18 protein-coding genes and 1 tRNA gene are annotated in these 16,891 nt (G+C 64.7%); 6 read left to right on the top strand and 13 right to left on the bottom strand.

Features of this window, described 5'->3' with window-relative positions; translation table 11 throughout:
* The gene (gene recX / locus IB259_RS21050; protein WP_192330046.1) at nucleotides 1-687 is read right to left on the bottom strand and encodes a recombination regulator RecX; all 687 of its coding nucleotides are present in this window, start codon (nucleotides 685-687) and stop codon (nucleotides 1-3) included.
* Nucleotides 688-822: 135 nt separating this feature from the next.
* Nucleotides 823-1,887 carry a recombinase RecA gene (recA, locus tag IB259_RS21045; protein ID WP_054451054.1) on the bottom strand — a complete coding sequence of 355 codons (1,065 nt, stop codon included), beginning with the start codon at nucleotides 1,885-1,887 and terminating at the stop codon, nucleotides 823-825.
* Nucleotides 1,888-2,118: 231 nt separating this feature from the next.
* Between recA and IB259_RS21040 the strand changes: the two genes are divergently transcribed.
* From IB259_RS21040 to IB259_RS21030, 3 genes are all read left to right on the top strand, one after another.
* A complete protein-coding gene (locus tag IB259_RS21040) occupies nucleotides 2,119-2,808 on the top strand; it encodes a response regulator transcription factor (protein WP_013392535.1) in 690 nt (229 codons plus the stop codon).
* Nucleotides 2,809-2,923: 115 nt separating this feature from the next.
* A complete protein-coding gene (locus IB259_RS21035) occupies nucleotides 2,924-4,303 on the top strand; it encodes a sensor histidine kinase (protein ID WP_156337320.1) in 1,380 nt (459 codons plus the stop codon).
* Nucleotides 4,304-4,497: 194 nt separating this feature from the next.
* On the top strand, nucleotides 4,498-6,159 hold the full coding sequence (locus IB259_RS21030; RefSeq protein WP_054451052.1) for an MFS transporter: 1,662 nt from the start codon (nucleotides 4,498-4,500) through the stop codon (nucleotides 6,157-6,159).
* A 90-nt stretch (nucleotides 6,160-6,249) separates the two neighbouring features.
* Here the strand turns inward: IB259_RS21030 and IB259_RS21025 are convergent, their stop codons facing one another.
* On the bottom strand, nucleotides 6,250-7,221 hold the full coding sequence (locus IB259_RS21025; protein ID WP_082400689.1) for a fimbrial protein: 972 nt from the start codon (nucleotides 7,219-7,221) through the stop codon (nucleotides 6,250-6,252).
* 473 nt (nucleotides 7,222-7,694) lie between these two features.
* Nucleotides 7,695-7,904, bottom strand: a complete 210-nt coding sequence (locus tag IB259_RS21020) for a hypothetical protein (protein WP_054451050.1) — start codon at nucleotides 7,902-7,904, stop codon at nucleotides 7,695-7,697.
* Between the two features lie 148 nt (nucleotides 7,905-8,052).
* Here IB259_RS21020 and IB259_RS21015 point away from each other — a divergent pair, with 148 nt between their 5' ends.
* Nucleotides 8,053-8,952, top strand: a complete 900-nt coding sequence (locus tag IB259_RS21015) for a recombination-associated protein RdgC (protein ID WP_054451049.1) — start codon at nucleotides 8,053-8,055, stop codon at nucleotides 8,950-8,952.
* Between the two features lie 76 nt (nucleotides 8,953-9,028).
* Here IB259_RS21015 and IB259_RS21010 read toward each other — a convergent pair whose 3' ends face one another.
* From IB259_RS21010 to IB259_RS20990, 5 genes are all read right to left on the bottom strand, one after another.
* Nucleotides 9,029-10,465, bottom strand: coding sequence for a diguanylate cyclase (locus tag IB259_RS21010; RefSeq protein ID WP_119450549.1), 1,437 nt, complete (start codon nucleotides 10,463-10,465; stop codon nucleotides 9,029-9,031).
* 141 nt (nucleotides 10,466-10,606) lie between these two features.
* Complete coding sequence (locus IB259_RS21005) at nucleotides 10,607-11,899, bottom strand: aspartate carbamoyltransferase (RefSeq protein ID WP_054451047.1); 1,293 nt, start codon at nucleotides 11,897-11,899, stop codon at nucleotides 10,607-10,609.
* A gap of 97 nt (nucleotides 11,900-11,996) precedes the next feature.
* Nucleotides 11,997-12,410 (bottom strand): hypothetical protein, encoded by a 414-nt coding sequence (locus tag IB259_RS21000; protein WP_054451046.1) that lies wholly within the window; start codon nucleotides 12,408-12,410, stop codon nucleotides 11,997-11,999.
* A 3-nt stretch (nucleotides 12,411-12,413) separates the two neighbouring features.
* Nucleotides 12,414-12,845 (bottom strand): BPTD_2524 family lipoprotein, encoded by a 432-nt coding sequence (locus IB259_RS20995; protein WP_054451045.1) that lies wholly within the window; start codon nucleotides 12,843-12,845, stop codon nucleotides 12,414-12,416.
* A 171-nt stretch (nucleotides 12,846-13,016) separates the two neighbouring features.
* Nucleotides 13,017-13,148 (bottom strand): entericidin A/B family lipoprotein, encoded by a 132-nt coding sequence (locus IB259_RS20990; protein WP_042792633.1) that lies wholly within the window; start codon nucleotides 13,146-13,148, stop codon nucleotides 13,017-13,019.
* A gap of 180 nt (nucleotides 13,149-13,328) precedes the next feature.
* On the opposite strand from IB259_RS20990, the gene IB259_RS20985 reads away from it, so the two are divergent.
* Together IB259_RS20985 and IB259_RS20980 are read left to right on the top strand one after the other, a co-directional pair.
* Nucleotides 13,329-13,688: a hypothetical protein gene (locus IB259_RS20985; protein ID WP_054451044.1), complete on the top strand. Its 360-nt coding sequence runs from the start codon at nucleotides 13,329-13,331 to the stop codon at nucleotides 13,686-13,688.
* A 66-nt stretch (nucleotides 13,689-13,754) separates the two neighbouring features.
* Nucleotides 13,755-14,162: a hypothetical protein gene (locus IB259_RS20980; protein ID WP_192330044.1), complete on the top strand. Its 408-nt coding sequence runs from the start codon at nucleotides 13,755-13,757 to the stop codon at nucleotides 14,160-14,162.
* A gap of 12 nt (nucleotides 14,163-14,174) precedes the next feature.
* Here the strand turns inward: IB259_RS20980 and IB259_RS20975 are convergent, their stop codons facing one another.
* From IB259_RS20975 to IB259_RS20960, 4 genes are all read right to left on the bottom strand, one after another.
* A complete protein-coding gene (locus IB259_RS20975) occupies nucleotides 14,175-15,446 on the bottom strand; it encodes a TIGR03862 family flavoprotein (protein WP_175181704.1) in 1,272 nt (423 codons plus the stop codon).
* A 286-nt stretch (nucleotides 15,447-15,732) separates the two neighbouring features.
* On the bottom strand, nucleotides 15,733-16,077 hold the full coding sequence (locus IB259_RS20970; protein ID WP_054451041.1) for a hypothetical protein: 345 nt from the start codon (nucleotides 16,075-16,077) through the stop codon (nucleotides 15,733-15,735).
* 193 nt (nucleotides 16,078-16,270) lie between these two features.
* Nucleotides 16,271-16,347: transfer RNA gene (locus IB259_RS20965), tRNA-Met, on the bottom strand.
* A 20-nt stretch (nucleotides 16,348-16,367) separates the two neighbouring features.
* Nucleotides 16,368-16,748, bottom strand: a complete 381-nt coding sequence (locus IB259_RS20960; RefSeq protein ID WP_192330042.1) for a hypothetical protein — start codon at nucleotides 16,746-16,748, stop codon at nucleotides 16,368-16,370.
* Nucleotides 16,749-16,891 lie beyond the last annotated feature (143 nt).

Below are 16,891 nucleotides of genomic sequence, written 5' to 3'. Positions count from 1 at the left end.
TCAGTCCTCGTCGCCGCCTGCACCCAGGATGCGGCGGATCACGTCATGCGCGAACCCGCGGCTGGCCAGAAAGCGGGCCTGCTTGGCATAGGCCGCGCGGTCTTCCGGCTTGGCGCTGAAGCGCCTCTTCCAGACTTCCAGCGCGCGGTCGTACTCGGTGGCCCGCAGTTGTTCGCGCAATTCGGCGACCTGGTTGTCGTCCACCCCATGTTGCCGCAATTCCTGCACGATGCGCGCCGCCCCCTGGCGCGACGCGCGGCGGTGCACCAGGCTTTGCGCAAAACGTTCGGTGGACAGCCAGCCTTCTTTTTCCAGGGCATCCAGCACGGCCTCGACTTCGCCCGGGTCCTCGGCGTAGGCGGCAAGCTTGCGCGCCAACTCTTCGCGGGCATGCTCGCGCCGCGACAGATAGCCCACGGCCCGCATCTTCAGCGATGGCCCCTTGCGGGCGGACTTGCCGTCCGCGTCCGGGCCGTCCTCGGCAGCGGCGGCGCGGCGGCCGCGGCGCACATTGCCGGCTTCCGAGCTGCGGCTCCATTGCTCCGGCGCATCGCTGGATTCCGCTTCCTGATCGCGGCGCGCATCCGAAGTGCGGCGCAAGCCCTGGGGCTTGGCCACGGTTTCGAATTCATCGTCCAGCTTGGCGCGTAGGCGCTCGGCTGAAGCGGGCGGCGATTTCCAGCTCATGCGTTTCCTGCTTGGTATGCATAACGGCAGGCCCGTCCTGGCGCCTGCCGCAACTGTTCGGGCTGCCCCGACGCGATAGGTGGTCCGTTTGCGGCGAACTTGAATTGCGCCGCGCCAGGCCCGCCACCAATCCGATTACTCTTCGGAGGTGTCTTCCGCAGTGGGCACGAATTCTGCCGCGCGGCTGACGATGCCCTGGTTTTCGCGAACGCGGTTCTCGATTTCGATGGCCAGTTCCTTGTGCTCTTTCAGGTACTCGCGGACATTGTCCTTGCCCTGGCCGATGCGGTTGCCGTTGTAGCTGTACCAGGCGCCGGACTTGTCGACCACGTTGGCGGCCACGCCCAGGTCGATGATTTCGCCTTCGCGCGAGATGCCGGCACCATACATGATGTCGAATTCGGCCTGCTTGAACGGCGGCGCGACCTTGTTCTTCACGACCTTGACGCGGGTTTCGTTGCCGACGACCTCGTCGCCCTTCTTGATGGAGCCGATGCGACGGATGTCCAGGCGCACGGAGGCGTAGAACTTGAGCGCGTTGCCGCCGGTGGTGGTTTCGGGGTTGCCGAACATCACGCCGATCTTCATGCGGATCTGGTTGATGAAGATGACCATGCAATTGGTCTTCTTGATGGTGGCGGTGAGCTTGCGCAGCGCCTGGCTCATCAGGCGGGCTTGCAGGCCGGGCAGGGAATCGCCCATTTCGCCTTCGATTTCGGCCTTGGGGACCAGCGCGGCCACCGAGTCGACCACGATCAGGTCGACCGAGCCGGAGCGCACCAGCGCGTCGGTGATTTCCAGCGCCTGTTCACCCGTGTCCGGCTGCGAGATCAGCAGGTCGGCCAGGTTCACGCCCAGCTTGGAGGCGTATTGCACGTCGAGCGCGTGTTCGGCGTCGACGAAGGCGCAGGTGCCGCCCAGCTTTTGCATTTCAGCGACCACCTGCAGCGTCAGCGTGGTCTTGCCCGAGGATTCCGGACCGTAGATTTCGACCACGCGGCCTCGCGGCAGGCCGCCGACGCCCAGCGCGATGTCCAGGCCCAGGGAGCCCGTGGAAACCACCTGGATGTCGTGCGACACCTCGTTGTCGCCGTAGCGCATGATCGAGCCCTTGCCGAACTGCTTTTCGATCTGCGAAAGCGCGGCGGCAAGCGCCTTGGCCTTTTCCGATGCGGCGGCCTTGGTGGTTTTGTCGTCCATGTAGAGTCCTGTCTGTAACGTATCTGGTGTCTAGGGAAGTGCCGCAGGGTTAGGCGGGTGCTTTGAGCAACGGGTCAGATTATGGCATCGGATTATACTGTACATAAAACCAGTGTGCCAGTGTTTTGCACGTATACCCTGAGTGGCAAGCATGGCGCCCTATGCCAGAATGCCAGACGAACCCGGCGTTTTGTCCCCTTTGCGCCGCGGGGCCTTTTCTCACTGTAGCCCATGCGTATCCTGATCGCCGAAGACGACAGCATCCTGGCCGACGGCCTGTCCCGTTCGTTGCGCCACAACGGCTATGCCGTGGATGCGGTGCGCGACGGACTGGCGGCCGACTCGGCGCTGGCGGCCCAGGCATTCGACCTGCTCATCCTCGACCTGGGCCTGCCGCAACTGGCCGGACTGGAAGTGCTGCGCCGCCTGCGCGCCCGCAATTCCGCCCTGCCGGTGCTCATCCTGACGGCTGCCGACAGCATCGAACAGCGCGTCAAGGGCCTGGACCTGGGCGCCGACGACTACATGGCCAAGCCTTTCGCGCTGTCCGAGCTCGAGGCCCGCGTGCGGGCCCTGACCCGGCGCGGCGCGGGCGGCGGCGCCACCATGATCAAGCATGGCCGCCTGCTGTTCGACCAGACCGGCCGCGTCGCCATGGTCGACGACCAGACCCTGGACCTGTCGGCGCGCGAAGTCAGCCTGCTCGAGATCCTCCTGACCCGCAGCGGCCGCATGGTCAGCAAGACCCAGCTGGTCGACCACCTGTGCGAATGGGGCGAAGAGGTCAGCACCAATGCCATCGAGGTCTACGTCCATCGCCTGCGCAAGAAGCTGGAGCCCAGCGGCGTGAAGATCGTGACCGTGCGCGGCCTGGGCTACTGTCTTGAGCGGGACCAGGGTGCGGCGTACCTCGCAAGCTGAAGCGGCGCCGCCGGAAGCGCTGAACCAGGAAGCACTGGATGTCATGCGGGCGGGGGCCAAGGGCCCCAGCTTCGCGCCGCCGCAGCGCTCCCTGCTGGGCGAAATCCTGGACTGGATGCTGGCGCCGCTATTCCTGCTGTGGCCGATGAGCGTGGCCATCACCTATGTGGTGGCGCAGAACATCGCCAACGTGCCCTACGACCGTGCGCTGGCCAATAATCTTCATGTGCTGACGCTGCAGGTACATGCGCAGGACGGCCGGGCCGTGCTGAAGATGACCAACACCGCGCGGGAAGTACTGCACGCGGACGAGACCGATAGCGTGTTCTGGCTGGCGCTGGGCAGCCGCGGCGAATACCTGGGCGGCGACCGCGCCCTGCCCCTGCCTTCCACCGTGGGCCAGCCCCGGCCCGGCGAAGTGCAGTACGAGGACGCGACCTTGCGCGGCTTCGGGGTCCGGCTGGCGTTCACCTGGGTGGACCTGCATCTGCCCGATACCCAGCCGGCGCTGCTGATCGCGGCCGAGACCGTCGAAAAGCGCACCCAGCTGGCCAACGACATCATCAAGGGCGTGATCATTCCGCAGTTCGTGGTGCTGCCTGTCGCCGTGCTGCTGGTGTGGTTCGGGCTGTCGCGCGGGGTGGCGCCTTTGAACGCGTTGCAGCAGCGCCTGCGGGCCCGCCGGCCCGACGACCTGTCGCCCATCGACGAGCGCGCCGCCCCCACCGAGATCGCGCCCCTGGTGGCCGCGATGAACGACCTGCTGGACCGGCTATCGTCCAACGTGCAGGCGCAGCGCCGCTTCGTCGCGGACGCCGCGCACCAGCTGAAAACCCCGCTGGCCGGCCTGCGCACCCAGGCCGAACTGGCCCTGCGCGACGCCAGCCCCGAGGAAATGCAGTCCAGCCTGCGCCAGCTCGTGACCGGTTCCGAGCGCGCCACGCGCCTGGTGAACCAGTTGCTGTTGCTGGCCCGGGCCGAAAACCCCAGCGCCATCGGCATGACCCGCACGGACATCAACGCCATCGCCTACGAACAGGCCATGCACTGGGTGCCGCAGGCGCTCTCGCTGAGTACCGACCTGGGCTTCGAAGGCTCGGACCACCCGGTCGAGATCAACGGCAACCCGCTGCTGCTGGCCGAACTGCTCAACAACCTGGTGGACAACGCGCTGCGCTACACGCCGCGCGGCGGCCACATCACGGTGCGCACGCAGATCCTGGGTGCGCATGCGGTGTTGGAGGTAGAGGATTCCGGCCCCGGCATCCCGCCTGAAGAGCGCGAACGGGTGTTCGACCGCTTCTACCGCGTGCTGGGCACCCAGTCCGACGGCAGCGGCCTGGGGCTGGCCATCGTTCGGGAGATCGCCCAGAAGCACCAAGCCAGCGTCGAAATCAGCGATCACCCCACGACGTATTCGAACCTCCCCGGTATGCGGATTCGCGTGATCTTTCCGCTTTACGCCGAGTTGTCAGACCTCTCCGACGTCTCCTAGGACTATCCCTAGCCTCCCAGGGGACAGTTACTTTCAGTTTCAATTTTAAGACTCAAGTAAGTATCCCGTCAGAACCTCGTCAGCCTCACCCCCCAATGTTGCATATAGCTCAATGTCGGCTCGCCGGCGGCGGGCGCAGCACGGCGGACCACCGCCGGCCATAAAACCGAGGAGACATCATGAGCACAACAACCATGGCAGGCCGCGGTCCATCCGCGGATCCGCGCCCGATGACCAAGGATGAACGCCGCGTCATCTTTGCGTCGTCGCTGGGCACGGTTTTCGAGTGGTACGACTTCTACCTGTACGGCTCGCTAGCCGCCATCATCGCGCAACACTTCTTCTCGGGCGTGAACCCCACCGCGGGCTTCATCTTCGCCCTGCTGGCGTTCGCCGCCGGTTTCGCCGTGCGTCCGTTCGGCGCACTGGTGTTCGGCCGACTGGGCGACCTGGTCGGACGCAAGTACACCTTCCTGGTCACGATCGTGATCATGGGCCTGTCCACGTTCCTCGTGGGCGTGCTGCCCAGCTACGCCAGCATCGGCCTGGCCGCTCCCGCCATTCTGATCGTCCTGCGCCTGCTGCAAGGCCTGGCGCTGGGCGGTGAATACGGCGGCGCGGCGACCTATGTCGCCGAACACGCGCCGCATGGCCGCCGTGGCTTCTACACGTCCTGGATCCAGACCACCGCGACCCTGGGCCTGTTCCTGTCGCTGCTGGTCATCCTCGGCATCCGCACGTTCATGGGCGAAGACGACTTCAAGGCCTGGGGCTGGCGCATTCCGTTCCTGATCTCGGTCGTCCTGCTGGGCATCTCGGTGTGGATCCGGTTGCAGTTGAACGAATCGCCGACCTTCCAGCGCATGAAGGACGAAGGCAAGGGTTCCAAGGCGCCGATCGCCGAATCGTTCGGCCAGTGGAAGAACCTGAAGGTCGTGATCCTGGCGCTGCTGGGCTTGACCGCCGGCCAGGCCGTGGTCTGGTACACGGGCCAGTTCTATGCCCTGTTCTTCCTGACGCAGACGCTGAAGGTCGACGCCAACACCGCCAACATCATGATCGCGATCGCGCTCCTGATCGGCACGCCCTTCTTCGTGATCTTCGGCGCGCTGTCCGACAAGATCGGCCGCAAGCCCATCATCATGGCCGGCTGCCTGATCGCCGCAGCGACGTACTTCCCGATCTTCCAGGGCATCACGCACTTCGCCAACCCGGCGCTGGAAAAGGCCCAGGCTTCGGCGCCGGTCACCGTGATCGCGGACCCGGCCACCTGCTCGTTCCAGTTCAACCCCGTGGGCACCGCCTCGTTCACGAGCTCTTGCGACGTGGTCAAGTCGTTCATGGCCCGCAACTCGGTGAACTACAAGAACGAAGCGGCCCCGGCCGGCTCGGTCGCCAAGGTCAAGATCGGCAACGACGAGTTCGCTTCGTTCGACGGCAAGGCCCTGGCGCCCGCCGACTTCAAGGCCAAGGCCGCCGAACTGGACAAGTCGCTCACCACCGCCATCCGCAGCCACGGCTACCCCGCCAAGGCTGATCCGGCCCAGAGCAACAACGTCATGGTCGTGGTGCTGCTGACCATCCTGGTGATCTACGTGACCATGGTCTACGGCCCGATCGCCGCCATGCTGGTGGAAATGTTCCCGACGCGCATCCGCTACACGTCGATGAGCTTGCCTTACCACATCGGCAACGGCTGGTTCGGCGGCTTCCTGCCCCCGGTCGCCTTCGCCGTGGTCGCCGCCACCGGCAACATCTACGACGGCTTGTGGTATCCGATCATCATTGCAGTCATGACCCTGGTCATCGGCACGCTGTTCGTGCGCGAATCCAAGGACAACGACATCAACGCTTAAAAGGCCATCCCCCGCCGGACGGGACTGCTGCGCCCGCCCGGCCTTTCAAAAGCTCCTTATGGAGCTTTTTTTTTGCGCGCGCATTGGGGGCTATGGATAGCTCATCGTGAACGTCGCCCGGCCATTGGCCGATCCACCCTTGACCGTGGCCCCGGTTTGCACGTAGCTCGCCGACAGCGGGATCAGGAACGTGCCATTGGCGGCCGCCCCCGCGTACCAACGATTGGGGTTGTCCTGCGCAGCCGAGTCGGGGCCATAGCTGATAAGCGTCGTCCCGCTCTTGACCTGAATGCCTAAACCCTGCGCCGTTGACCCCGAGGTCAGCGACAGCACGGCCGTGCGGTTGGAAGGCGCAGTCTGGTCGGTCAAGGTCAGATGGATGTCGGTGGTGCGGCCGGCGTCGCCACCCGAGCACTGCAATGCGATGTTGAAGCTCTCGGACTTCGAAGTGCTTCCCACCCCAGAGAACTTGCTGGCTGGAATGGTGCCGAGCGGGACGGGAATGGACGGCGTGGCGACTTTGCAGGTAGGGATCACCGGCTTGACGGTGACACTGCCCCGCCAACTGTAGCGCAAGTACTGTTCAGCGCCGACCTTCCATTCCGCGAATATCCCGCTCAACGTTCCGCCGGTTGTGATCGGCCCGGTCTTCACCAGTTCGACCAGAAGGCTGTGAGTACCCATCGTGCCCGACCATGAGTCGGTGCACGAAGACGGCCACCAGACTTTGGTGCAAGATCCCGAGCTTGTGAACTTCAACCTGTAGCCGATCCCCGAAATCCCAGAATCGTAGAGATTGTTTCCCTGGTAGGTCTTCGAACCCACGAAATCAATCCTGAACGTACCGGAACTGCAGCCACCGCTACCGCCACTGGATGCATTGACAGAACCGCTCCAAAGCGTGGCGCCGACAGTAAGCGCAGGGTCGAAGGCAATAGAAGCGGGACCTTGAAGCGTGAACGCGTACGGATTCGTACAAATTGCCGCCGAGCTGTCGTTTGCAAACAAGTGCGACAGGACAATTGCGCCAGCCGCAGCCAGGAGCCGGACTGCTTTCTTCATGTTTCACCTCGCATCACGCATCACCTCGCCGAAAAGTACGAGTTCTGAGTACCGAAGACCGGCATCGACAAACCTCGATAGCGAGAGAAAAGTGTATTTTTTCGACCCGAGGCGGAAAATCAGCCCAGTCCCAGACCAAGGTCGCCGACGATAGGCCCGGTCCGAATTCGCCTATGTCGCTCCATCGCAATTGAGTCCGCACTTTCAGGACCATGTCAGACCCGCGCCATTAGACTGGGCGCTCAGATTACGGCCTTGCGCCAGATTGACCGACGATTGATCCCCCTGTCGGCCGATTGCAGGGCCAGTGTTCTGACACCGATACCGCGTTCCCCGCGAGCCTTTTATGACGCGGTATTGCGTGCTCCCGTACCGGCCCGGCCCTCAATGAGCCGGGCCGCTTTTTTTTGCCTGCGCGCGCAAAAATGGCGACCCTGCGGTCGCCATCGGCGGATCTTGCAGACAGCCCGCAGTCAGCGGCGCATGCCGACGCCGATCGCCACCACGCCGGCTACGATGGCCGCAATGCCGGCCCAGGCCGGAATCGCCACCGACTTCTCGGTCTCGGCGGTGGCCTTCACCGAACCGATCTGCAGCACGGTCTCCTCGGACTTGTAGTTGAAGCCCTTGTAGGCCAGGGCGGCGATACCCAGGCCGATCAGAATGGCGCCGATGATCTTCATTTTTTATCTCCAGTTCGACTTGCTGCGCGGACAGTAGCGCATCGGCCCGCCGCTGTCAGTGACAGAAGGTGTCGCGTCACGCTGCGGTATTGCCGCACTTCGGCAAAGCGGCCGGGTCGTATAGAATCAACCCTTTTGGCCGACGCTCATGTGGTTCAAGAATCTCAAGATTTATCGCCTCTCCTCGCCGTGGACGCTGGTCGGCGACCAGCTTGAAGAAACGCTCGCGCGGCATGCCTACCAAAGCGGCAACAACCTCGAAATGCAAAGCCTGGGCTGGGTTCCTCCGCGCGAGAACGGCGGCCTGGCGCATGTGGTCAACGGCCAGATCCTGCTGAGCCTGCGCGCCGAAAAGAAGCTGCTGCCTGGCACCGTGGTGAACCAGGTCGCCAAGGCCCGCGCCCAGGAAATCGAAGAGCAGCAAGGCTACAAGCCGGGCCGCAAGCAAATGAAGGAAATCAAGGAACGCGTCACCGACGAGCTCCTGCCGCGCGCCTTCAGCGTGTACCGCGACACGCGCGTCTGGATCGATCCGCAGAACCATTGGCTGGTGATCGACGCGGCCGCCTCGGCCAAGGCCGACGAAGTCATCGGCCTCCTGGCCAAGTGCGTGGATCCGTTCCCGCTCGAAAACCTGTACGTGGCGCAGTCGCCGGCTTCGGCCATGACCGGCTGGCTGGCCGAGGACGAGGCTCCGGCCAACTTCTCGATCGACCAGGACACCGAGCTGCGTTCGTCGGGCGAAAGCGGCGCAGCGATCCGCTACGTCAAGCATTCGATCGACGCCGATGACGTGCGCCGCCATATCCAGTCGGGCAAGCAGTGCACCCGCCTGGCCATGACCTGGGCCGACCGCATTTCGTTCGTGCTGACCGAAGGCCTGGACGTCAAGCGCGTCGCGCCCCTGGACGTGCTGAAGGAAGGCAACGAAGGCGTGGCCGCCAACGACGACGAGAAGTTCGATTCCGACATGATGCTGATGACGGGCGAATTGGCCAAGATGATGGCCGAACTGGTCGACGCGCTCGGCGGCGAAAAGAAGGTGTAAGCCGCGGGCGCCATGGCGCCAGGCAAACCGCGGGCCGCCCCTGACCGGGCGGCCTTTTTCATGCGCGCGCCGGGCCTCAGGCCGCCACGGCGCGGTCGCGGCCGGCCTGCTTGGCCTGGTAGAGCGCCTGGTCGGCGCGGTCGATCAGATAGGCATAGTCCGGGTGGCCGTCGAAGGTCGCCACGCCGATGCTGGCCGTGATATGCAGCGGCCCCGCCTCGGGGATGTTGAACACATGGCGGCGGATCTCCGCGCCCAGCTTCTCGGCCGTCGCCAGCGCGGCCTCCTGCTGCGCATCCACCAGCACCACGAGGAATTCCTCGCCGCCGTAGCGGAACACGAAATCGCTGGAGCGGCACGATTGGTGCAGCACTTCCGCAAACTGGCGCAACACCTGGTCGCCGCCCGAATGGCCGTGCTGGTCGTTGATGGCCTTGAAATGGTCGATGTCCAGCAACAGGACGGAGAATGCGCTGCGCTGGCGCCGCGCGATCGAGATTTCGCGCCCGACCACCGAGGGCAGGAAGCGCCGGTTCAGCACATTGGTCAGCGGATCGCTGCCGCTCTCGATCTCGGCCACCATGTCGAACAGGCCGTTGAGCAGATGCTTGATGCGCGCCACCAGTTCCTGCAATTCGCGCACGTGGTCCGGCATCGAGGCGGCGAGCCCCTGTTCTTCGCCCCGCATCAATTGGGGCAGCACTACCGAGTCCAACTGCGCGACGGCGTCCGTGATCTGCTGCAGGCCCGGAGCGCTTTCGAACATCGCCCCGCCCTTGTGCTGCAGCCACAGCCCGAATTCCGAGGCCGCCAGCCGCGGCAGGCTTTGCCCTGGCGCACGGTAATGCAAGCCGATCAGCACCGCCTGGCTCCATTCCAGCAAGGCGGCGCGCTGGCGTTCGCGTTCCGTGGAAATGTTCTGGCCCAGGGCGAAAAGGCGATAGGCCTCGTCGTTGCGGGCGCCGCGGCTGATGTCGCGCATGAAGGCGCGGCTCATCTGCTCGACCGCCAGGTCGAACAGATTGCACACGTACTGGGTGGCGACCGATGCGGCCATGCCGTCCAGGTCGCTGGCGCGCAGGCGCAGCGCGATCTCGTTCTTCAGGATGCGGGCGCCCGCCATCACCAGATGGATCGGAATGTGGACGCGGGCGTGCACCTCGCCCACTTTTTTCTGCGTAGCCATCAGGACGGCGATGTCGCCCTGGTCGCGCACGCACAGCAGCCCCTTGAGCCAGCGGGTCATGCCCGCGTGCAAACGGCTGGATACGATGTCGTGGGACAGGCGGGGGCCGGCTTCGGCGTCGGCCAGCAGCGTGGAATAAAAGGCGTCGACCAGGGCGGACAGGCTGTCGCCCACCACTGCGGCGACCTGCCCGCGCGTATAGGCGTCAACCGACTGGTAGACCGCTATCCAGGCCTGCTCGTCGGATGCGCTCAGGTAGCACGCCTGGCCGGATGCGCCGGCGTGCCGATCGGAAGATGGCGCGACGCCAACACTGCTAGTAGACATAGATAATCCGTCCGTAGGCCCTACGGCGTGTCCGGAAACGACACGCGACAGAAAAAGCCAGCGCGGATTATGCTTGAAAACCCCGGCTCCAGGCCGCGTAGCGGCTGGAGTCCAAGGGGTATTCGACCCGGCGCCGCGCGCTTATTCGAGTCCGTGGAAAGCGGAATCGTCCGGACCCACGTGCGACGGATGCTGCCAGGTCACGTCGCGCAAGGAGTGCTGCACCAGGCCCTCCACGCCCAGCAGCACTGCGAAGATCGCCATGCGGATGGGAATGCCGTTATCGGTCTGGCGGAAGATGGCCAGGCGCGGATCGTGGTTCAGGTCCACGCTCAGGTCGTTGGCGCCGGGACGGCTGTCGCGCGGCAGCGGGTGCATCACGATGGTATCGGGGCCGCAGTAGGCGTCGATGATGGCGCGGCTGATCTGGAAATCCGGCGTGTAGCCTTCGTTTTCTTCGTTGGCGAAGCGCTCTTTCTGCACGCGCGTCGCGTAGATCACGTCGGCGCCGGCCAGGCCTTCGGCCAGCGTGCTCTTCTGCTCGATGATGTTGCCGTTGCGGCTGGCCTGCTCGATGATGTAGGCCGGCATTTCCAGGCCCTTGGGCGACACCAGCGAGAACTTCACGTTCTTGTAAAGCGCCATCAGCTTGATGAGCGAGTGCACGGTGCGGCCGTACTTCAGGTCGCCGACCATGGCGATGTGCGCGCCGTCCAGCAGTTTGCCCAGGCGCGAGAACTCGGTCAGGATCGTGTACAGGTCCAGCAGGGCCTGGCTAGGGTGTTCGCCCGGGCCGTCGCCGCCGTTGACCACGGGGATGTTGGTGGCGCGCGCGAATTCCGCGACCGAACCCTGGTCCGGATGGCGGATGACCATGGCGTCGACGTAGCCGCTCATGACGCGGCTGGTGTCGTAGATCGACTCGCCCTTGGCCATGGACGAGAACGTGAAGCCGGTGGTGTCGCAGACCGAGCCGCCCAGGCGGCAGAATGCCGAACCGAAGCTCACGCGGGTACGGGTGCTGGCCTCGAAGAACAGGTTGCCCAGCACCGCGCCTTCCAGCACGCGCGACACTTTCTGGCGGCGGGCGATGGGCTGCATCATGTCGGCCACGCGGAACAGGTCCTCGACCGATTCACGGGTGAACTGGTCCACCGACAGCAGCTGGTGCTTGCCTTCCACGGCGATGCGGTCACGCAGCGGACCTTCTTGTACGCTTTGCGTATATTTTTCCAGCAAAACACCGTTCTGGACGATTTCGCTCACGAAGCGCTGCACCACTTCCGGCATGGCGCGGAATTCCTGCGAGCCCTCGGGCAGCAACCAGGTATCAAGCGCCCGGCGTTTGACGCCGATGCGGGTCGCGAACACGTCGCGGGTGAGATTCAGGCGCCGCATGGCGTCGCGCAGGAAGGCTTGCTGGGAAATGGTCATGACGGGCCCCGAACAGGAGATTTATATACGCACTGCGCATATTATTCTCAACGCAAATTCAAGTCCAACACTTTTGCGCACACGGGTTTACCCGCAACTACCGCCTCGCATAGGCGGTCGTCGTCTGAGGCGCATCCGTGACCGCCTGTCCAGCCGCCAGCCAGCAGGCGGCGCAGAAGGCAAGCGCACTGATCAGATAACAAACCATGGCCAAAAGCTGCGCGGGCCAGTGGGCACGCGTCAGATGTCCGGTGTAGCCCTGGCGCAACAGGCTGACCTGCGCCAGGTAGGCAAACAGAATTCCCAGGCAGGCGGCCAGCAGGCCGCCGAGCAGCAGCGCCAGCGGCAGTTGCAGATCCGGCGCGGCGATATCGCCGCCGACCACGCCCAGCGAAAACCCCGTCAGGACCAGCGCCGCGCCCCCATTGAGCCAGCCCAGGAAGCGGAACGCCCCCGCCAGCAGCGAGAACGACAGGCCGCTAGCACGGATCTGCTGGGCGCGGGCATCCATGGATCAGCCTTCGCCGCCCTTGCGGCAGACCGGCGTTGCGCTCTGGATGGAGGCGCGGGCAGCGGCGATTTCAGCAGCGTCCCAACGCCCTTCGCCCAAGACCGTGATGGTTACCTTGGCGGTGGAGGGGCTGGCGCTTTCGGCGGCAATCAGTTCCAGCACCTTGGCGGGTTCCGTCACCTTATAGAGCTGCACTTCGTCCGGCGCACCCTTTTCGCCCTTCACGTGGCGCCAGGCATAGGCGACGTTATAGGCGTGCTGCACTTGCACGTGGCAGGTGCGCACGTACTCGCCGGCCCGGCGGAAAGCCGCTTCGTAGTTGGTATTGACGGTGAAGGTCTCCGTGACGACGGCATCGGATTCGTAGACCCCTTTGCTCGCGCAGCCGGCCAACAAGGCCGCAAACGCCATTCCCAACCACAAAGACTTGCGCATGACACTTCCCACGATCGAATTCAACTCCGCGAATTATGCCAGGGGGAAAGCCCTCGCACCGCCTCCCGCTTGCAGCCCCTCCCTACGTAGCGCGCCAACAAAAAAGCCGCGAGAGGGATGCCAAGGCATGTCTCGCGGCTTCCAGGCCGGATTGCGGCGCAGGGCGCGGGCCTACTTGGTGGCGGCGCCCTCTATCTTCTCGCCGCCCCGCTGGATGTCCTTGCCTGCCCCCGCTACGGTGTTGCAACCGGCCGAGAGCGCGGCGATCGAAAGCAACATGACGAGAAAGACTTTGTTCTTCATAGACATCTCCTGTCTGGGCTTGGAAAGTGAAGCCAGCATACCCCAAAGACCCTCATTTGCGCATCGACCGGACCGGCTCGCGGCGGCTCCCCTATGGGAGGCTGAGCCGGGATCAAACGCCGTTGGAAAGGCTTGCGTTCGCCTGTCGCGCATTTAGCGCCAATCGATTAGGATGCGGACATGACCAAGAAACACACATCGCAAAGCGCCGGCTCGGCCCACCAGGGCTGGGGCTGGGAACAGCCGCAGTGCCGCGGGCAGGCGGCTTTGGCGCTCTTCATCGACGATCTCCATCGCATTTTGCAGGCGCATGCCGCTGGCAAGCTGGCTGAAAGCAGCACGCTCGCCGACGCGCAGCAGAACGTGAACGAATTGCTGGCCCGCTACAACGAAATTGGCGCCGCACCGGATATTTTCCTCGGCCAATCGGTCGAACTCAAAGAGGGCGTCGACCGCGATGGGGTGTCCCATACGGTACCGATTTTTTCGGCACGCCTGAAAAAGTCATTGGTATCGATGCTGGGCCAAGGCCCGGCCTGAAACGCCGCCCGGCTTGCCTGCAGGCTCAGGGCCATAACCAGAACAGTCACCACAGGAGACCGCACAATGAAGAATACCGACAACGTCGTAGAGTTCCTGCGCCTGCTGTCGCTGGATGTCTCCCTGGGAGCCGCCGCCCAGCATGCGGCCAGCCAGGCAGACGCGCCGCTGGCCCTGGCCCGCCTGGCCACCGCTCACGGCTTGCCTTGCAACGCATCGGACTGGTCGGCCTTTGCCCGCAGCTGCCTGGACAGCTCCGACCTGACCGAACAGACCGCAGTCCCCGAAGAAGCCACCATCTGGCAACTGGTGCAGGATCCCGCGCACGGCACGGACATTCCGGCCAGCGCGATTACCCGCGTCATCGGCATCGTCACGCAGCCGGAAGGGGGCGAACCCGTCGTGGGCCACGTCGTCGGCGATCTGGCGCCGCGCGCGCCGCTGGGCCTGACGCCCTATTCCTCGGGCTCCTGAGCTCATGCGGCTTCAGGCATCCGCCTGGCCGCGCCCACCCGATCGCAAGAATTCAATCGCCCCGGCCGCGGCGGCCACGCCGCTCGCCATGCAGGCCGTCAGCAGATAGCCGCCTGTCGGCGCCTCCCAATCCAGCATTTCCCCTGCGCAGAACACGCCTGGGATTTCGCGCAGCATCAGGCCGGAATCCAGCGCGGCGAACGACACGCCGCCTGCGGTGCTGATCGCTTCGTCGATAGGCCGCGCACGCAGCAGACGCAGCGGCAAGGCCTTGATGCGCAGGCCCAGCAGTTCGGGGGCGCGGAAATCTTCCGCCGAGGCGCATTCGCGCAGCAACCCCGCCTTGACCCCGGTCAGCCCCAACCGGCTTTGCAGATGGCTGGACATTGACCGCGAGCCGCGCGGGTGCGTCACGGCAGCCATCACTTTCTCCTGCGACCAGTCCGGAGCCAGATCCAGCATGGCGACGGCATGGCCTTGGGCATCGATACGGTCGCGCAGCGGCGCGGACAGGGCATACACCAGGCTGCCTTCTATGCCGGTTTCCGACACGACGAACTCTCCCTGACGGGCGGGAGCCACGCCGGCTGCGGTTTCGCAGGCCATGGCCACGGATTTCACGGGCTGTCCCGCATAGCGTTCGCGAAAATGATCCGACCACGCCACGTCGAATCCGCAATTGGCCGGCCGTAGCGGCGCGACCGTAACGCCGTGCGCTTGCAGGCCGTCGACCCAGGCGCCATCCGATCCCAATTTGGCCCAGCTGCCTCCGCCCAGCGCCAGCACCACGGCGTCAGCCGCGTAGCACTGCTCGCCCTCGGGCGTATCAAAGCGCAGCGCGCCCGGGCCAGGCCGGGAACCCGCCGGCCATCCCAGCCAGCGGTGCCGCATGTGCAGGCGCACGCCGCCGGCGCGCAGCCTGGCCAGCCAGGCCCGTAACAGGGGCGCCGCCTTCATCTCCTGGGGAAAAACCCGGCCGGACGAACCCACGAAGGTCTGGATGCCCAGTCCGTGGGTCCATTCCCGCAATCCGTCCGCGTCCAGCGCCTGCAGCCAAGGCGCGACATGGGACGCGCGGTCGCCGTAACGCGCCAGGAACGGCTCGGCCGGCTCGCTGTGGGTCAGATTCAGGCCGCCCCGCCCCGCCATCAGGAACTTGCGGCCGACCGATGGCATCGCATCGAACACATCCACCTGCACGCCTTGCGCGCTCAGGCGCTCGGCGGCCATCAGACCGGCGGGGCCGCCGCCGATGACGGCGACGCGCGCGACAGCTGGACTCATGGCGTCGGCGCCTTCAGGCCGCAGGAATGGATACGCGTAGCACTAAGCATGGGGAACGGACCGGGAGGGAATGGCAAAACAGGGGCGGGCACGCCAGGGAGGGAAAAGATTGTCGCATAGCCGGACCGTCGTGCAGGAGGGAAGCAATAAACGCCCCAGTGGGGCGTTTATTGACCGGCGTTACCAAGTCATTGTTCTGGCAGGGAAAACCCGAAATGCGCAGAGGCTATCCCAAGGCTTGTCCACAGTTGCTGTGGGTAATTCAACCTGGGCTCGCGGCCAGGATTCAGGCGTGGGCGGCCGACTGCATCGGGCCGGACCAGGGTTCGGCGTCGATCTGGAAACGCAGTTCCTGGTATTCGCCATCCACCGAGACGGACGGCAACAGGCCCGCGCCCAGCGCCTGCCCCAGCGCACGGCGGCAAAGGGTTTCAGGATCGTCGGGCAAGGACTGGAACACCCCGTCCGGTATGCGCAGGCGCAGCATCGCCTGGGGATCGCCACGTTCGGCGGGCCTGCCGATATGGATATGGGCGGGATAGCCATGGGGGCACCAGATGCCCACGTGGTACTTGCCGTCAGCGCCCGTATCGGCGACATAGCCGGGATGATCGTATTTTGCTGTTCCCATGGACCCTCCTCGAGTGCGGCAACCTAGCGCGCGTGACCCATGGTAGCGCAGGGCTGCGGGCCTGTGCGGCCGTGAACACCAGGGAAAGTCCGGACTGGAACAAAGGTTTGACGCAGAGCAAGCGGCGCGGGAAATCCTGCCGCAAGACGAAAAAAAGCCGCGATGAATATCGCGGCTTTCTTCTGCTTGAAACTGGTTGCGGGGGCAGGATTTGAACCTACGACCTTCGGGTTATGAGCCCGACGAGCTGCCAGACTGCTCCACCCCGCGTCTGATGTGTGAATCATACATCATTTTGAAATCTTGTGCAGCGCACCGAGGGAATTTTTTCGGCTTCTGGCCAAATCCAGCCGAAAAAATGCGGCCGCTGCCTGAAAAAAAAGCTGCGCATAGCCCGGTACGTCCAGGCATATCACCTCGGCCTGGCCGATGGCCGTGACCTGCGCCACGCCGCCGTAGCCCAGGCCATGCCCCTCACCCGCATTAATGCGCACCGATACCGCGCGAGGCAGTCCGCCCGCGGCTTCCGGGCCATTCACGGGTTCCTCGATCCGCACGCTGCCGCTGACGCACACCAGCGTGGCGCCGGCGCGCAGGACCAGTTTCCGGCTGGCGCCGGCGGCAAGTTCCAGGCGGCGGGCCTGGGCATCTGGGGTGTAAGTCGCAATCATCGTCGTCTCCTGTGGGACAACTACAGACTACGCGCGCCCTGCTATGCGCAACAGTCACACCCCTGAGGTTTCTGTACCGATGCAGATCCTCGATTTCGTCGCTGTTATGGTGTACTTTGCTTAAATCTGTGCCTAGTCTCACA

It is taken from the genome of Achromobacter sp. ACM04 (genome assembly GCF_014851465.1).
GTDB lineage: Bacteria > Pseudomonadota > Gammaproteobacteria > Burkholderiales > Burkholderiaceae_B > Achromobacter > Achromobacter aegrifaciens.
The sequence above is the reverse complement of the archived record's forward strand: the minus strand, read 5'-3'. Positions and strand labels throughout refer to the sequence as shown.

Excerpts from the sequence above, each read along its gene's own strand:
- IB259_RS20980 (WP_192330044.1), top strand. The coding sequence starts at position 13,755 with ATGAAGAATACCGACAACGTCGTAGAGTTCCTGCGCCTGCTGTCGCTG.
- IB259_RS21035 (WP_156337320.1), top strand. The coding sequence starts at position 2,924 with ATGCTGGCGCCGCTATTCCTGCTGTGGCCGATGAGCGTGGCCATCACC.
- IB259_RS21000 (WP_054451046.1), bottom strand. The coding sequence starts at position 12,410 with ATGGATGCCCGCGCCCAGCAGATCCGTGCTAGCGGCCTGTCGTTCTCG.
- IB259_RS21005 (WP_054451047.1), bottom strand. The coding sequence starts at position 11,899 with ATGACCATTTCCCAGCAAGCCTTCCTGCGCGACGCCATGCGGCGCCTG.
- IB259_RS20990 (WP_042792633.1), bottom strand. The coding sequence starts at position 13,148 with ATGAAGAACAAAGTCTTTCTCGTCATGTTGCTTTCGATCGCCGCGCTC.
- IB259_RS20970 (WP_054451041.1), bottom strand. The coding sequence starts at position 16,077 with ATGGGAACAGCAAAATACGATCATCCCGGCTATGTCGCCGATACGGGC.
- IB259_RS21040 (WP_013392535.1), top strand. The coding sequence starts at position 2,119 with ATGCGTATCCTGATCGCCGAAGACGACAGCATCCTGGCCGACGGCCTG.
- IB259_RS20995 (WP_054451045.1), bottom strand. The coding sequence starts at position 12,845 with ATGCGCAAGTCTTTGTGGTTGGGAATGGCGTTTGCGGCCTTGTTGGCC.
- IB259_RS21025 (WP_082400689.1), bottom strand. The coding sequence starts at position 7,221 with ATGAAGAAAGCAGTCCGGCTCCTGGCTGCGGCTGGCGCAATTGTCCTG.
- recA (WP_054451054.1), bottom strand. The coding sequence starts at position 1,887 with ATGGACGACAAAACCACCAAGGCCGCCGCATCGGAAAAGGCCAAGGCG.
- IB259_RS21030 (WP_054451052.1), top strand. The coding sequence starts at position 4,498 with ATGGCAGGCCGCGGTCCATCCGCGGATCCGCGCCCGATGACCAAGGAT.
- IB259_RS20975 (WP_175181704.1), bottom strand. The coding sequence starts at position 15,446 with ATGAGTCCAGCTGTCGCGCGCGTCGCCGTCATCGGCGGCGGCCCCGCC.
- IB259_RS21010 (WP_119450549.1), bottom strand. The coding sequence starts at position 10,465 with ATGTCTACTAGCAGTGTTGGCGTCGCGCCATCTTCCGATCGGCACGCC.
- IB259_RS21020 (WP_054451050.1), bottom strand. The coding sequence starts at position 7,904 with ATGAAGATCATCGGCGCCATTCTGATCGGCCTGGGTATCGCCGCCCTG.
- IB259_RS21015 (WP_054451049.1), top strand. The coding sequence starts at position 8,053 with ATGTGGTTCAAGAATCTCAAGATTTATCGCCTCTCCTCGCCGTGGACG.
- recX (WP_192330046.1), bottom strand. The coding sequence starts at position 687 with ATGAGCTGGAAATCGCCGCCCGCTTCAGCCGAGCGCCTACGCGCCAAG.
- IB259_RS20985 (WP_054451044.1), top strand. The coding sequence starts at position 13,329 with ATGACCAAGAAACACACATCGCAAAGCGCCGGCTCGGCCCACCAGGGC.
- IB259_RS20960 (WP_192330042.1), bottom strand. The coding sequence starts at position 16,748 with ATGATTGCGACTTACACCCCAGATGCCCAGGCCCGCCGCCTGGAACTT.